This window comes from Sphingomonas pituitosa NBRC 102491 (assembly GCF_001598435.1).
In the GTDB taxonomy this organism is placed as follows: domain Bacteria; phylum Pseudomonadota; class Alphaproteobacteria; order Sphingomonadales; family Sphingomonadaceae; genus Sphingomonas; species Sphingomonas pituitosa.
In genome coordinates this window covers 1-15649 of sequence record NZ_BCYY01000014.1, presented here as the reverse complement: position 1 = coordinate 15649, position 15649 = coordinate 1, and the positions used below count along the sequence as shown (strand labels likewise).

The window sequence follows — 15649 nt, the reverse complement described above, 5'->3', positions numbered from 1 at the left end:
AGCCAAAGGAACCCTCGTGCCCCTGTTCTCCGCCAAGCCGCTCCGCGCCGCCGCCTTCGCGCTTCTCGCCAGCGTCGCCACGCTGCCTGCCGTCGCGCAGCAATCCGATCGCGGCGAGGCGCTGGTCGATCTGGTCAACCCGCTGATGGGCACCGATTCCACCTATGAGCTGTCCTACGGCAACACCTATCCCGCGGTGGCCGTGCCCTGGGGGATGAACTTCTGGACGCCGGTTACCGGCAAGCCCGGCAGCGGCTGGGGCTATATGTACCATGACAACAAGATCAACGGCATCAAGCAGACCCACCAGCCCAGCCCGTGGATGAACGACTATGCCGCGTTTTCGCTGATGGCGGAGACCGGCCCGGTGCGGATCCGCGAGGCCGAGCGCGCCTCCTGGTACAGCCACAAGGCCGAGGAGAGCCACCCGTACAGCTACCGCGTCTACCTCGCCGACTATGACGTGACGGCGGAAGTCGCGCCTACCGCGCGCGCCGCGCAGTTCCGCTTCACCTTCCCCAAGGCCGACGACGCGCACATCGTGCTCGACGCGTTCGCCGGCGGATCGAGCGTCACGATCGACCGCGCGCGCCGCCGCATCTCCGGCTGGGTCCGCAACAACCATGGCGGCGTGCCGGCCAATTTCCGCAACTATTTCGTCGCCGAGTTCGACCATGACTTCACCGTCACCCGCAGCTGGGACGACAACTGGCAGCTGACCGCCGACGCGCAGCGCGAGGGCAACCATGTCGGCGCGGTGGTGAGCTTCGCCACCCGCGCGGGCGAGCAGGTCCAGGTAAAGGTCGCCTCGTCGTTCATCAGCCCCGAACAGGCCGAGCGGAACCTCGCCAGCGAAATCGGCGGCGACGGCTTCGAGCAGACCAAGGCCAAGGCCAAGGCGGCGTGGGAGAAGGAGCTCGGCCGCGTCCGCGTGACCGACCCCAATCTCGACAACCGCCGCACCTTCTATTCGGCGCTCTACCGCATGCTGCAATTCCCGCGCATGTTCTACGAGATCGACGCCCAAGGCCGGCAGGTGCACTACAGCCCCTATGATGGGCAGGTGCATCCTGGTCCCATGTACACCGACAACGGCTTCTGGGACACGTGGCGTGCGGTCTTCCCGTGGTTCGCGCTGATGTACCGCGAGCGCGATGCCGAGATCCTGCAGGGCCTGGTCAACACCTATAAGGAAGGCGGCTGGCTGCCCGAATGGGCGAGCCCCGGCTATCGCGACGTGATGATCGGCTCCAACTCGGCGAACCTGATCGCCGATGCGTATCTGAGCGGCGTGCGCGGCTTCGATATCGAGCCGCTGTATGAGGCGATGGTCAAGAACGCGACGACCAGCCAGGGGCGGCCGAAGGACAAGAACGGCAATGTCGTGAGCGCGGTCGGCCGCGAGGGTGCCGAACTCTACAACCAGCTCGGCTATGTGCCCTATGATGTCGGCATCAACGAGAATGCTGCGCGCACCCTGGAATACGCCACCGCCGACTTCTCGCTGTCGCGCCTCGCCGCGGCGCTGGGCAAGAAGGACGATGCCCGCCGCTATGCCGAGCGCGCGCAGAACTTCCGCAAGCTCTACGATCCCGAGAGCGGCTGGATGCGCGGCCGCAACAAGGACGGATCGTGGGCGACGCCGTTCAATCCCTACAAATGGGGCGATGCCTTCACCGAGGGCAATGCGCTGCATTACAGCTGGTCGGTGATGCAGGACGTGCAGGGCCTGATCGACCTGATGGGCGGCGACGCCAAGTTCGTCGACCGGCTGGACTCGGTGTTCTCCACCGCGCCGATCTTCGACGACAGCTATTACGGCCAGGTGATCCACGAGATCCGCGAGATGCAGATCGTCGACATGGGGCAGTACGCCCATGGCAACCAGCCGATCCAGCACATGATCTATCTCTATGACTGGGCCGGCGCGCCGTGGAAGACGCAGTTCCACGCGCGCGACGTGATGCGCCGCCTCTATGCCCCGACGCCGGACGGCTATCCGGGCGACGAGGATAACGGCCAGACCTCGGCCTGGTATGTCTTCTCGGCGCTGGGCTTCTATCCGGTGACGCCGACCGTCGGGCAGTATGCGATCGGCAGCCCGCTGTTCCGCAACGTCCAGCTGACCATGCCGGGCGGCAAGCTGCTGACGATCGAGGCGGCCAACAACAGCGCCGAGAATGTCTATATCCAGTCGGCCACGCTGAACGGCCGCGCCTACACCAAGCCGTGGCTGTCGCGCGAGGCGCTGCAGGCCGGCGGCACGCTGCGCTTCGTGATGGGGCCGGTGCCGAACAAGAACTGGGGGGCGCGCAAGGCCGATGCGCCCTTCTCGATGAGCGCGCCCAAGTGAGCGCGGGGGAGACTGGCATGCATTTCGATCGACGTTCGCTGATGGCAGGCGCTGCGGCGCTGGGTGCCGCCGCCGCACTGCCGGGCGCCGCGCGCGCCGCCGCGGGCTTCGTCAGCAAGCGCCCGCCGGCGGCCAAGCGCCGCTTCGTCAGCAAGGCGGTGGAGGCGGAAATCGCCCGGGTGAAGGCGCACATCGCCGACCCCGAACTCGCCTGGCTGTTCGAGAATTGCTACCCGAACACCCTCGACACCACGGTGGAGATCGGCACGCTCGACGGCCGGCCGGACACCTTCATCATCACCGGTGACATCAACGCGATGTGGCTGCGCGACAGCTCGGCGCAGGCGCAGACCTATGTCCATCTCGCGGGCCAGGATCCCGCGCTGCGGCGGCTGTTCCAGGGGCTGATCCAGCGCCAGGCGCGCTGCATCCTGGTCGATCCCTATGCCAACGCGTTCGAGAAGGATCCCAAGGCCAAGTCGAGCCTCGAATGGTCGCAGGTCGACGTGACCGACATGAAGCCCGGCGTCGCCGAGCGGAAATGGGAGATCGATTCGCTCTGCTACACGATGCGGATCGCGCATGCCTATTGGACGCACACCCGCGACAAGACGCCGTTCGACGATCTCTGGTCGCAGGGTGCCAAGCTCGCGGTCGAGACCTTCCGCGTGCAGCAGCGCAAGAACGGGCCGGGGCCCTATCACTTCCAGCGCCAGGCGGTGGCGCCGACCGACAGCGTGCCGATGGGCGGCTATGGCGCGCCGACCCGCAAGATCGGCCTGATCCACTCGATGTTCCGCCCCTCGGACGACGCCTGCGTCTATCCGTTCCTGATCCCCTCCAACCTCTTCGCGGTCTCGGCGCTGCGCAAGGTCGCGCAGCTGCACCGCGAGACGCGCGGCGACGAGGCCGCGGCCAGGGAAGCCGAAGCGCTCGCCGACGAGGTCGAGAAGGCGCTGCATGCCCACGCGCTGGTGCCGGACGGCAGGGGCGGCACGGTCTGGGCCTATGAGATCGACGGCTTCGGCAACTGGATCTTCATGGACGACGCCAATGTCCCCAGCCTCTCGGGCCTGGCGATGATCGACGCCGCGCGCCGCGACGATCCGCTGTTCCGCCGCACCGCCGACCTCGCCTGGAGCGACCGCAACCCCTATTATTTCGAGGGCAAGGCCGCGAAGGGAATCGGCGGGCCGCATATCGGGCTCGACATGATCTGGCCGATGTCGATCATCACCCATGCGCTGAACAGCGACGACGATGCGGTGATCGCCCAGTGCCTCGCCTGGCTGAAGACCACGCATGGCGGCACCGGCTTCATGCACGAGAGCTTCCACAAGGACGATCCCGCCAAGTTCACCCGCGCCTGGTTCGCCTGGACCAACGGGCTGTTCGGCGACCTGATCCTCGACCTCGAGCGGCGACGGCCTGCGCTGCTCGCCCGTCAATACTAATCCTTCTTATCCTTCGGAGCCGATGCCCATGACCATCGCCACACGTCGCCAATTGCTGCTCGGCAGCGGCACCGCGGCCATTGCCGCAGCCCTTCCGCGCACCGCCTGGTCCGCCGCCTATCAGGCCGCGCGGCCCGACCTGTTCATCGGTACCGGGGGCCACGGCCATACCTTCCCCGGTCCGGCGCTGCCCTTCGGCATGGTCCAGCTGGGACCGGATACCGACAACAGCCGCTGGGACTCCTGCTCGGGCTATCACAAGGGGGATGCCACGATCATGGGCTTCTCCCATACCCACCTCTCGGGCACCGGCATCGGCGACATGCTCGACGTGCTGGTGGTGCCGCGCCGCGGGCCGCTCAAGCTCACGCCCGGCACGCTGGACAAGCCCGAGGGCGGCTATCGCCAGCATTATTCGGACGAGCATGCCGAGCCCGGCTATTACCGCGTCCGCCTCGAATCGGGCGTGCTCGCCGAGCTGACCGTCACCGAGCGGACCGGCCAGCATCGCTACACTTTCCCGGCCGGCGAGGGGTACCTGCTGATCGATTTCGCCCATGCGATCATCGACAGCTGGGACAAGGGCACGCTGGTCGAGGACGCGTCGCTCGCGCTCTCGCCGGACGGGCTGCTCACCGGCAGCCGCAAGGTCAATCGCTGGGCCAAGGGGCGGCACATCCACTTCGCCATGCAGCTGTCGCGCAAGCCGAGCCGCGTGCAGTTCTTCGGCGACGACGATGCGCCCGCGCCTGCGGGCGCTACCGGCGTCACCGGCAAGCGGCTCAAGGTCGCCTTCTTCTTCGACGATGCGGGTTCGGCGCCGATCGAGATCAAGACCGGCATCTCGGCGGTCGACGTCGCGGGGGCCAAGGCGGCGCTCGCGGCCGAGGCGCCCGGCTGGGCGTTCGACGCCACCCGCGCCGCCGCGGCGCGCAGCTGGACGCGCGAGCTGGACAGCATCCGCGTCGAGGGCGGCTCGCCCGCGCACCGCACGATCATGGCCAGCGCGCTCTACCACGCCTCGCTGTCGCCGACGCTCTTCACCGATCGCGACGGCCGCTATGTCGGGCTCGACCGGCAGGTCCACCAGGCGCCGAGCGACGCGCCCGCCTACAGCACCTATTCGCTGTGGGACACGTACCGCGCGCTGCACCCGCTGCTCACCCTGATCCGTCCGGACATGGCAGCGCGCTTCACCCAGGATCTCGTCCGCCAGACCCAGCAAAGCCCCTATGGCCCACCGGTCTGGCCGCTCCAGGGCGTCGAGACCGCGTGCATGATCGGCTGGCACGCCGTGTCGGTGCTGGCGGAAGCGCGCAACAAGTGCATCCAGGCCGATTATGCCGCCGCCTGGCCGAAGATCCGCGCGCGCGCCTTCGACCGCACCTTCCCGGACATCGACAGCACGCTCGGCCGCGGCTTCTATTACGATCTCGGCTATGTGCCCGCCGACGAGATCTGGGAGTCGGTCAGCCGCACCCAGGAATATGCCTATGACGACTGGGCGATGGCCGTGCTCGCCGATGCGGCCGGCGCGCACGACGATGCGGCGGCGCTGCGCAAGCGCGCGCAGAACTATCGCAACGTGATCAGCACCGAGATCGGCTTCGCGCGTCCGCGCTTCACCGACGGCAGCTGGTGGAAGGACTATGATCCGATCCAGCTGGGCCACAACCCCGACAAGCAGCGCGACTATACCGAGGCCAATGGCTGGCAGGCGACCTTCCTCAACCAGCACGACGTCTACGGGCTGATCGACCTGTTCGGCGGCGACGCCAGGTTCGAGGCGAAGCTCGATGCGCTGTTCACCGCGCCGTCGACGCTGCCCAAGAATGCTCCGCCGGACATCTCCGGCCTGGTCGGCCAGTATGCGCATGGCAACGAGCCCAACCAGCACGTCGCCTATCTCTATGCCTATGCCGGTGCGCCGTGGAAGACCCAGGCGATGGTGCGCCGCCTGTGCAACGAGATGTACAAGGCCGATCCGGACGGCGTGATCGGCAACGATGATTGCGGCCAGACCAGCGCCTGGTTCATCCTCAGCGCGCTCGGCTTCTATCCGGTCGATCCGGTGAGCGGCGTCTATGTGTTCGGCTCGCCGCTGTTCGACCGTGCCGAGCTGCAGCTGGGCGGCGGGCGCAGCCTGCGCATCCGCGCGGTCGGCAATGCTGCGGACCGGCCCTATGTCCAATCCGTAACCTGGAACGGCAAGCCCTGGACGCGCAACTGGATCGGCCATGCCGATCTGGCACGCGGCGGCGAGCTGGTCTTCACCATGGGTGCCAGGCCGTCTCGATTTGGTGCGGAGAAAGCCGATCGGCCTCCTTCTTTCGGCCGTCTGTCCGGGTGATTTGGTGCCACGGGGCGCAGCGCTGCGCCCCGTAAATCGATTGAAATAAGACCAGATTGTAACCTTTTGGCAACGGCGCGCAAAATATCGTAACCAAATTGCGTTTTTCGGTAACCTGTATGTTGCGGGTACGAAACCAGCATGACACCTTCTGGTAACCAAGTCCGGAAAGGCTTGTCGGGATCTGAAGCGGCCGTGGTCCGCTAACCGTGCTTCCCCCCCGGGGCGTGGCGGTTTCCCGACACGCCGGATGTCCTGGATTCTTGGTCAGCAAGAGGGGACTTTTTCATGATGTTAAGGGGAGTTTGGGCCAGCAGTTGTTGCGTGGCCGCGCTGATGGCGGTGCCTGCCGCTGCACAGACCAATGACAGTCCGCCGGTCTCGATCGGCGATCCGGTCGCCTCGGCCAAGCTGGCGGAATCGGGCCAGGACGACGCGGGTGGCCCGATCATCGTCACCGGCACGCGCATCGTTCGGCTGAACAACCGTTCGGCCGCGCCGATCGCCACCACCACCGCCGCCGAGATCGCCGCGCAGGGTGCGACCACGATCGAGGAAGTGACCAACCGCCTGCCGCAGGTCCAGGTCAATTCCGAGCAGAATTTCAGCGACTCCGAAGGCCGCCAGCGCATCAAGCTGCGCAGCCTGGGCTATGAGCGCACGCTGATGCTGATCGACGGCATGCGCATCGGCCTGGCCAACTCGGTCGATGTGGGCATCATCCCGAACGCGCTGGTCGACCGGATCGACGTGCTGACCGGCGGTGCCTCTTCGGTCTACGGATCGGACGCGGTCGCGGGCGTGGTCAACTTCGTCATGAAGAAGAACTTCTCCGGCATCCGCATCGACGGCAACTACAGCTTCTTCAACCACAACAACCGCGCCAGCGCGGTGACCGAAGCAGCCGCTCGCGCCGGCTTCAATTCGCCGCTGGGCATGAAGAACGACGGCGGCCGCGCCGATGTCAGCATCGCCGCCGGCACCAACCTGTTCGACGGGCGCGTCAACATCTCCGCCTTTGCCGACTATCGCGAGTCGAGCCTGGTCCGCCTGCGCGATCGCTCCAACGCGGTCTGCGAAGTGGTGACCAGCAGCCGCACCTCGCCGCTCGGCTGTTCGCGCGCGTCGTTTACGCCGGCGGGCACCATCATTCCGCAGTCGGGCGCGTTCGCCGGGCAGGTGCTGGTCAACAACCCCAGCGGCAACGGCACCTTTATTCCGATCAACAGCGGCCCGGCCGGTACCTCGGCCAACCCGTATGACGATCATGCCTTCCAGCGCCCGTTCCACCGCGTCAACGCAGGCGGCTTCCTGACCGCGCAGCTCGACGACCATGTCGAACTGTACAGCAACGTACTATGGTATCGCGACAAGTCGTACAACACGATCCTCAATCGGACCTATAATTTTGGTGCCTATGGTACGGATCCGTACCGGGTGAACTGCGACAACCCCTTCCTTTCGGCGTCCCAGGCAACGACGCTTTGCGGTGCCAATGCGGGCGTGGCGACCCAGTACGGCACCTTCGACCTGCGCTATCGCTTCGATTCGCAGCCGCTGGTTCGCCAGCAGTACATCAATGCCGGCTATCGCATCACCGCCGGCCTGCGTGGCCGGGTTCTGGACGATGTCTGGTCCTATGATGTAGCAGGCATGTTGTCGCGTGCGCAGCTCGAAACGATCGACGAGCCCTTCGCGGATTTCGCGAAGGTTAACCGTGCGCTCGATGTGGTCAATGTGAATGGTCGCCCGACCTGCCGTTCGGTCGTCAACGGTGCGGATCCTAGCTGTGTACCGTTCAATGCATTCGCGCCGTTCAACAACGACGCAGCGCTGAACCGCTATATCTACGGGGATGCTTCGGGCGGCATCGCCAAGCGCATTCCGCGCCTCTTGCAGTTCGTCGGCACCGTAAGTGGCGATCTCGGCAAGTACGGGATCACGTCGCCCTTCGCAGAACAAGGCCTCGCCGTCGCGGTCGGCGCCGAATATCGCGACGAGATGGATCGTACGGACTATAACGACGTCTTCCGCCAGAATAATGGTAGCGGCGCTAACAGCCGCGCTACCCAGACGATCCTGGAAGGCAATGTCGAGCTCTCGGCCCCGCTGGTCGAGCGCCAGTCCTGGACGCATCTGCTCCAGCTGAACGCCGGCTATCGTCTGTCCAAGTACAACCGCCTGGACAACAAGTTCGGCACCTGGAAGATCGAGGGCATCTGGTCGCCCGTCGAGGACATCACCTTCCGCGGCTCGTACAACAAGTCGCAGGCGGCACCGGGTGTCGGCGCGGCGGCCAATGCAGCCAACATCTTCTGGAACACGGGTTTCTACGCAGATCCTTGCGCTCCGCAGATCGACGGAGCAAACCCGAACGGCCCCCGCGTCCCGTCGCGTTTCTCGGCGCAGCAGTGCGCCAACACCGGCCTGCCGACGAACCTCTACAACAGCGCCACGCTGATCTGCCCGAACGATGCCTGCACCGTTCGCGAGGGCGGGTTCGCGCTGCGGCCTGAAACGGCCTACACCAAGACCTTCGGCGTCGTGCTCACCCCGCGCTTCGTCAAGGGCCTCACGGTATCGGTCGATCGCTGGCTAATCGACCTGGAGGATCAGCTCGAGTTCTTCAACCCGCTCGACTGGCTCAACGGCTGCCTCACCACCGGCAACGACTATTATTGCCGTGGCATCAAGCGCAACGCCGACGGCACGCTGTCCAGCTCGCCGACGACCAGCCCCTCGACCGGCTGGGTTTCGCGCGGTTCGACCAACGGCTATCGGTCCAAGTCGCACGGCTGGGACTTCCAGGGCCAGTATAATGTCGGCCTGGGCAACGTCGGTTCGCTCGACATGAGCTTCAACGGCACGCTGATGACGCTCGTGGGCAGCCAGGGCGCGCCGGACATCACGCCGCGCGACTGCACCGGCTATTATGGTAGCGGTTGCGGTGAGAGCATGCCGACCTGGGCGCACCAGTTCCGCACCACCTGGACGGCGCCGAGCCGCGTCGCCAGCGTGTCGCTCAACTGGCGGCACCGCAGCGGCATGCCGATGACGGCCTATGCGCCTGCCAGCACCGGCATCCCGGCGCTCCCGGAAGCCGACAAGCGCGATGCGTACCCCGGCATCAAGGCATATGACTGGTTCGATCTGGCACTGACCTTCGACGTCAACAAGCGCATGACGTTCCGTCTCGCCGCGAACAACCTGTTCGATCGCGACCCGCCGATCGTGCCGGACAGCCGCAGCCGCATCGGCCTGCTGCGCGGCAACACGATCATGGGCTACGACCTGCTGGGCCGCCAGCTGGTCGCTGGCATCTCGCTGCGCCTGTAACCGCACGGCACGACGCTATGCTCCCGTCCCCCGGAGGCCATGCCTCCGGGGGATTTTTCATGGGGTGGAGGGGTAAGGCCGATCTGCCCCGGCGCATCGGCGCCAGAACAGGGCCCGACGCTCGCCTGAGCCGCGCGCCGGAAGTTTCAGCCGAAACGCCAGCCGGTTCTTGCATGCCATCGATGTGGGAAGCTGGTGCACCCGACTGGATTCGAACCAGTGGCCTCTGCCTTCGGAGGGCAGCGCTCTATCCAGCTGAGCTACGGGTGCCTGGAAAGGGCCGACTAGCAAAGCATTCGGCCGAACGCCAGCCCGTTTCGGCAGGGCGCGATGCAAAAGCTCAGGCCGGCACGGCGGCCTTCCTGGCCTTTGGTGCCGGGGTCTTCGGCTTGAATGCGCAGCAATCGGCCACCGGGCATCGCCAGCATTCGGGCGTGCGCGCCTTGCAGATGTAGCGGCCGTGCAGGATCAGCCAGTGGTGCGCGTGCAGCCGGAAGGGCTGCGGCACCACCTTTTCCAGCTTCAGCTCCACCGCCAGCGGCGTCTTGCCGGGCGCGAGGCCGGTGCGGTTGCAGACGCGGAAGAGGTGCGTGTCGACCGCGAAGGTCTCGTGCCCGAACGCCACGTTCATCACCACATTGGCCGTCTTGCGCCCCACGCCGGGCAGCTGCTCCAGCGCGTCGCGATCGGCCGGCACTGCACCGCCATGGTCGCGGATCAGCGCCTCGGAAAGCGCGATGACGTTCTTGGCCTTGGTGTTGAACAGGCCGATCGTCTTGATGTGGTCCTTCAGTCCGGCTTCGCCCAGCGCGACCATCTTCTCGGGCGTGTCGACGTGCGCGAACAGCGCCCGGGTCGCCTTGTTGACGCCGGCGTCGGTCGCCTGGGCGGAGAGCACCACGGCCACGAGCAGGGTGTAGGTGTTGACCGATTCGAGCTCGGTCTCGGGGTGCGGATTGTCCGCCGCCAGCCGCGCGAAGAACTCGACGACCTGCGCCTTCTTCACACGCCGAGCACCTCGGCCATGGTGTAGCGGCCGGCATCGCGGCCGGGCAGCCACAAGGCGGCGCGGATCGCACCCTTGGCGAAGATCGCACGATCGTCGGCGCGGTGGGTGAGCTCGATCCGCTCGCCGTCGCTGGCGAAGACCACGGTGTGATCGCCGATCACCGATCCGCCGCGCAGGCTCGCCATGCCGATGGTGCCGGCGGCACGCGGACCGGTGAGGCCGGCGCGATCGCTGACGCCAGCCTCCGCGAGCGTGGTACCCATCGCCTCGGCAGCGGCGGCGCCCAGCATCTGTGCGGTGCCGGAGGGCGCATCGGCCTTGTTGCGGTGGTGCATCTCGACGATCTCGATGTCCCAGTCCTGCCCGAGCCGCGCCGCGGCCTCCTGCACCAGGCGCGAGAGCAGCCCGATGCCCAGCGAGGTGTTGCCGGTCTGCAGCACGGCGATTTCCGCCGCTGCGGCGTCGATCATCCGGTGGTGGCGCTCGCCAAGGCCGGTGGTGCCGATCACGATCGGCGTGCGGGCGGCGCGAGCGGCGGCAAGATTGGCCTCCAGTGCCGCGGGCGCCGAGAAGTCGACGATCACATCGGCCTTGCGCGCCACGTCCACAGGGTCGTCGCCCACGTCCGTGCCGCCTGCCAGGCGGGCGCCGAAATCGGGAAGGGCGGCGGCGATCGCCTGGCCCATCCGCCCCATGCTGCCGTAGATGCCGATGCTGGTCATGGCCCGCGCTGTTGCACGATCCTGCGGCCAAACGACAGAGACTATTTTTGCGCGTCGCCGGGCTTTTTCTTCTTGGAGCCCAGCGGAATCCGCAGCGTCACGAATGCGGCCGGCACGGAGGCGATGCCGGCGCTGTGCTGCTGCGCCTCCGCCCGGACCTCGCCGCCGCCGGGAAGGCGCAGCGCGGGGTCGATCGCGCGCCGCTGGGCGGTGGCGGGAAGCGTCGGGCCGATGCGGTAGCGATCGGGTTCGTCGCGCCTGCACACGATGATCTCGTCGGATCTGGTTTGGGTCGGGCAGCGCTGCCGGGTGAGCGGGCGGGACGCGCGCCCCGTCGCGTCGTCGTCCCCGGCGGGGCCGCGCGCCTGTTGCGGCGGGAGGATCGCGAGGAGGGCAAAGGCGAGCACGGCCATGGTCTTGTCTCCGATCCTTGAGGCGTACAGAGAAACCAAGCTTTGCGGCGCTGCTGTGGCGGGCCTAGGGTTCCGGCATGGCCAGGCTTCGCAATCTCGTGATTCTCACCGGCGCCGGCGTTTCCGCCGAGAGCGGCATCGCCACCTTTCGCGGCCCGGGCGGCTTGTGGGAGGGGCACCGCGTCGAGGATGTCTGCACGCCCGAGGCGCTGGCGCGCGACCCGGCGCTGGTCCACCGCTTCTACGATCTTCGCCGCGCCGCGCTCGACACGGTGGAACCCAATGCTGCGCACCATGCATTGGCGCGGCTCGACGCGGCGTGGCCGGGCGACCTGCTGATCGTCACGCAGAATGTCGACGACCTGCACGAGCGGGCCGGTGCCTCCCGCCTGCTCCACATGCATGGCGAGCTGCGATCGGCGCTGTGCGCCGCCTGCGGCATTCGCGAAGGCTGGGCCGAGGCGCTGCCCCCGGAGACCGAATGCCCGAATTGCGGGATGCTGGCGCTGCGGCCGGACATCGTGTTCTTCGGCGAGATGCCCTACCAGATGGAGCGGATCGAGGCCGCGCTGGCCGCGGCGGACCTGTTCGTTTCGATCGGCACCTCGGGTGCGGTCTATCCAGCCGCCGGCTTCGTCCAGACCGCGCGGCACTACGGCGCGGCGACGCTGGAGATGAACCTGGAACCCTCCGGCGGCAGCCACTGGTTCGAGGAGAGCCGGATGGGGCCGGCCGGCGCGCTCGTCCCCGCCTGGGTGGAGGAATTGCTCGCCGGGGCCTGACCGCCGCAACATCCTGCTGGCGTTGCTCAGCAAGGTGCGGAAGGATGCGGGCAACGCGTCGCGAAAGGCGCGGCGACAGGGAGCGGTGCATGACCCAGCAGGCAATCTTCATTACCGGCGGCGCGTCGGGCATCGGCAGGGCGGTGGCGCTGCTGTTCGCGCAGCGCGGCTGGCGCGTCGGGCTGGCGGACGTCAACGCCGCGGGGCTCGAGGAAACGAGAGCGATGCTGCCCGCGGGGGCGGCGACAACGCACCTGCTCGACGTCCGCGACCGCGACCAGTGGGTGGCGGCGCTGGCGGCCTTCGCCGAGGCGAGCGGGGGGCGGCTGGACGTGCTGTTCAACAATGCGGGCATCGGCACCAGCGGCCCTTTCGCCACCACCGTCCCGGCCGACCTGGAGCGATGCATCGCGGTCAACTTCACCGGCGTGGTGCACGGCGCGCATGTCGGCTTTCCGCTCCTGTCGGCGACCCCGGGATCGGTGATGCTGATCACCAGCTCGGCGGCGGGCATCTATGGCGCGGCGGGGGCGGCGATCTACTCGGCGACCAAGTTCGCGGTGCGCGGGCTGGCCGAGGCACTGGACGGCGAATGGGCGGGCGCCGGCGTGAAGGTGCGCACGCTGATGCCCGCGTTCATCGACACGCCGCTGCTCGACCAGCCGACCGGCGGCTCCAACCAGCTGATCCGCGAGAATGTGCGGCGCGCGGGGCTGGAGATTTCGCCGGTGGGCGACGTTGCCGAAGCGGCATGGGCGGCTGTGCATGGCCCGGTGCTGCATACCCGGGTCGGCAGGACGGCGCGCAAGCTGTGGTTCGCGGCGCGCTGGATGCCGGGCGCGCTGCGCAAGCAGGCGCAGCGCAGCCGGCTGGGGCGACGCTAGGCTTGGCAGGCACCGCGCTTCCGCGATACGGGCGACGCTCGCGTAACACAGTGAAGGAAATTGCATGAAGAGGGTGGTGCTGATGGGGCTCGGCCTGCTGGCCGCGGTGCCGGCGCAGGCGCAGGTGAAGTCCACCGATCCGCAGTCGATCGCCAAGGCGCTGCAGGATGCCGGCTACAAGGCCGAGCTGAGCAAGGACAAGGACGGCGATCCTATCATCCGCAGTGGTGCGCAGGGCTACAAGTTCACCATCTTCTTCATGACCTGCGAGAAGGGCCGCAACTGCGGGGACATCCAGTTCTACGCGGGCTGGACCAACAAGCTGTCGCCCGCCCGTGCCAACGCCTGGAACCAGAAGCACCGCTTCGCGCGCGTCTATTCGGACGATCAGGGCGAAGCCGCGATCGAGTACGACCTGAACTTCGAGGACCAGCAGATGTCCACGACGCTGTTCCAGAAGAACCTGGAGCTGTGGGATTCGCTGGTCGGCAGCTTTGTCGATTACGTCAACGAAACGGAAGAGACGCCGAAGAAGTGAGGCGCGGTGCCGGGCTCAGAACAGCCCGTCATCGTCATCATCGTCGTCCATGGCCGACGGCGTGGACGCGGCGCCGCCCGGCAGCGCGAAGCGGTGGTGGATCTCGCGTTCGCGCGCCATGGTGTAGCTGCGCGCCATGCCATCCAGCAGTTCGGCCAGCGCCGCCGCGACTTCGCCTTCGGGGGCCGCGCAGGGCGTGCCGAACAGCTTGAGCTGCAGCACCACGCTGCGCAGCGAGTCGCCGAACGCGGCCTCGCAATCGACATTGCTGGTGGTGGTCTCCAGGATCCGCGACACCGCCGCCGCGTCCTCGCTCAGCCCGGCCATGCCCGTGCGCATGCGCTGGGCGCCGTCGCGGATGCAGGCAAGTGACTCGGTCAGCGCCTCGGCGGCGTCGCCGCCATGCTCGGCCTCGGGGTCGCGCAGCGCGGTCACCGCGCTGACCAGCGATTCGACCGACTGCCGGATTTCGGCCGAGATCGTCGCCAGCATCGTCGCGAATCCTCGGATTTCCGAGGCGACCATCGCCAGCGCCTTGCCTTCGTCGCCGAGGCGGTGGCAGCGAAGATCGGTGTTCCACGCCATCAGGTGCACGTCATGGTTCACCCGGTGGACCACCCGCAGCCGCTGCGCGAGGCGTTCGGCGCTGTCCGACGTCGAGCCGCCCAGCGTCTGGGCGCGCGCATCGGCGTCGCGCAGGCGCGCGGTCACCTGCGCCACGTCGGCGACGCTCTTTTCCAGCGCGCCGAGAAAGGCGCTGTTGTCGCCATTCTGTTCGCGGTCGCCCTCGGCCTTGATCTCCAGCAGCTGGGTCGCGCTCGGCGCGATCCCGCGCAGGCTCTCCGCCAGCCGCTGCGATTCGGTGTGGAACGCCTCGATCGTGTCCGAGGCCTGGGCGGCGAACAGCGCGACCATATGGCCGACCACCGGGATCGCGGCAGCCGGATCGGCGGCGTCGCGCCAGGCGATCAGCGTGCGAATCCCGGTGGCGACATGTTCCAGCCGCTGACGGGTGATGTCGCCGATCTGCATCGCGCCGATCGCGGTCGCGACCCGGCCGTGGATCTCGCGCCCGACGGCGGCGATGCGGGCGGCACGCGCGGCATCGGCGGCCTGGTGGCGCTGCAGCGCTTCTGCGTCGGCGGCCAGCTTGCGCGGCACCTGCGGGATCACCTTGGTGCATTCGGCGGCGAGCTGGCGATCGACCTCGATCAGCGCGGGGATGCTGGCGGTAAGCCGTTCGATCTCGATGCCGATCCCGCCGATCTCCTCCTCGCCCACGTCGAGCCGGACGTTCATCGTGTCGGCGAAGTCGGCGAAGCCGTTGCGGCCGGCGGCCGCCACCTTGATGTTGAGGCCGCAAATGCGAAGGAAATCGAGCGTGCGCTTCACCTGGGAGATATGGTGGGCCAGCGGCCGCGCGCCGGCGGCGATGCTTTCCAGCCCCGTCTGGCGCGCCGCCTGCACGGCGGGAAGCCGCTCCAGCCGATCCGCCGTGGCGCGCATGTTCTCGACCGCCGCGTCCGCCGCGTCGCGGCCAAGCGCGTTGGTCACGCCTTCGAGCGCACTCACCAGCCGCTCGACGATCGCATAGGCCTGGGCCAGCGCCTCGCCCGCCGAGACGAACCGCGCATCGAGATTGCTGGCGACCTGGCTGATCGTCGCCTCGATCTGGGCGAGCGACAGTTCGGATTCGGGATTGGGTTCAGGAATGGGTGCGGCGTACATGGCCGTCTCCTTGTTGCGCGGTCATCGTGCCGTGGCCGTGAGCAGTTCGCGGGCGATGTGCCCGAGGGGGATGATCCTGT

11 protein-coding genes and 1 tRNA gene are annotated in these 15649 nt (G+C 67.6%); 7 read left to right on the top strand and 5 right to left on the bottom strand.

The window, feature by feature from the left end; genetic code table 11:
- Positions 1-16 precede the first annotated feature (16 nt).
- From SPI01S_RS12370 to SPI01S_RS12355, 4 genes are all read left to right on the top strand, one after another.
- Positions 17-2353, top strand: a complete 2337-nt coding sequence (locus SPI01S_RS12370) for a GH92 family glycosyl hydrolase (protein ID WP_157084670.1) — start codon at positions 17-19, stop codon at positions 2351-2353.
- Between the two features lie 17 nt (positions 2354-2370).
- Positions 2371-3807 carry a glycoside hydrolase family 125 protein gene (locus SPI01S_RS12365; RefSeq protein WP_066722679.1) on the top strand — a complete coding sequence of 479 codons (1437 nt, stop codon included), beginning with the start codon at positions 2371-2373 and terminating at the stop codon, positions 3805-3807.
- A gap of 28 nt (positions 3808-3835) precedes the next feature.
- Positions 3836-6157, top strand: a complete 2322-nt coding sequence (locus SPI01S_RS12360; protein ID WP_066722669.1) for a GH92 family glycosyl hydrolase — start codon at positions 3836-3838, stop codon at positions 6155-6157.
- A gap of 324 nt (positions 6158-6481) precedes the next feature.
- Positions 6482-9493 carry a TonB-dependent receptor domain-containing protein gene (locus SPI01S_RS12355; protein WP_245653578.1) on the top strand — a complete coding sequence of 1004 codons (3012 nt, stop codon included), beginning with the start codon at positions 6482-6484 and terminating at the stop codon, positions 9491-9493.
- 193 nt (positions 9494-9686) lie between these two features.
- Here the strand turns inward: SPI01S_RS12355 and SPI01S_RS12350 are convergent.
- The 4 genes from SPI01S_RS12350 to SPI01S_RS12335 all read right to left on the bottom strand — a co-directional run bounded on the left by SPI01S_RS12350 (position 9687) and on the right by SPI01S_RS12335 (position 11637).
- Positions 9687-9763, bottom strand: a tRNA-Arg gene (locus SPI01S_RS12350).
- Positions 9764-9833: 70 nt separating this feature from the next.
- Positions 9834-10499: an endonuclease III gene (gene nth, locus SPI01S_RS12345; protein WP_066722666.1), complete on the bottom strand. Its 666-nt coding sequence runs from the start codon at positions 10497-10499 to the stop codon at positions 9834-9836.
- On the bottom strand, positions 10496-11224 hold the full coding sequence (dapB, locus tag SPI01S_RS12340) for a 4-hydroxy-tetrahydrodipicolinate reductase (RefSeq protein WP_066722664.1): 729 nt from the start codon (positions 11222-11224) through the stop codon (positions 10496-10498). Before dapB ends, nth begins: the two co-directional genes overlap by 4 nt.
- Before the next feature lie 41 nt (positions 11225-11265).
- Positions 11266-11637 (bottom strand): hypothetical protein, encoded by a 372-nt coding sequence (locus tag SPI01S_RS12335; RefSeq protein ID WP_066722662.1) that lies wholly within the window; start codon positions 11635-11637, stop codon positions 11266-11268.
- Positions 11638-11714: 77 nt separating this feature from the next.
- On the opposite strand from SPI01S_RS12335, the gene SPI01S_RS12330 reads away from it, so the two are divergent.
- From SPI01S_RS12330 to SPI01S_RS12320, 3 genes are all read left to right on the top strand, one after another.
- Positions 11715-12419, top strand: coding sequence for an NAD-dependent deacylase (locus SPI01S_RS12330; RefSeq protein ID WP_066722658.1), 705 nt, complete (start codon positions 11715-11717; stop codon positions 12417-12419).
- Positions 12420-12508: 89 nt separating this feature from the next.
- Positions 12509-13303, top strand: a complete 795-nt coding sequence (locus tag SPI01S_RS12325) for an SDR family oxidoreductase (RefSeq protein WP_066722654.1) — start codon at positions 12509-12511, stop codon at positions 13301-13303.
- A gap of 64 nt (positions 13304-13367) precedes the next feature.
- Complete coding sequence (locus tag SPI01S_RS12320; RefSeq protein WP_066722651.1) at positions 13368-13841, top strand: YbjN domain-containing protein; 474 nt, start codon at positions 13368-13370, stop codon at positions 13839-13841.
- A gap of 15 nt (positions 13842-13856) precedes the next feature.
- Here SPI01S_RS12320 and SPI01S_RS12315 read toward each other — a convergent pair whose 3' ends face one another.
- Complete coding sequence (locus SPI01S_RS12315) at positions 13857-15569, bottom strand: hypothetical protein (RefSeq protein WP_066722649.1); 1713 nt, start codon at positions 15567-15569, stop codon at positions 13857-13859.
- Positions 15570-15649: the final 80 nt, after the last annotated feature.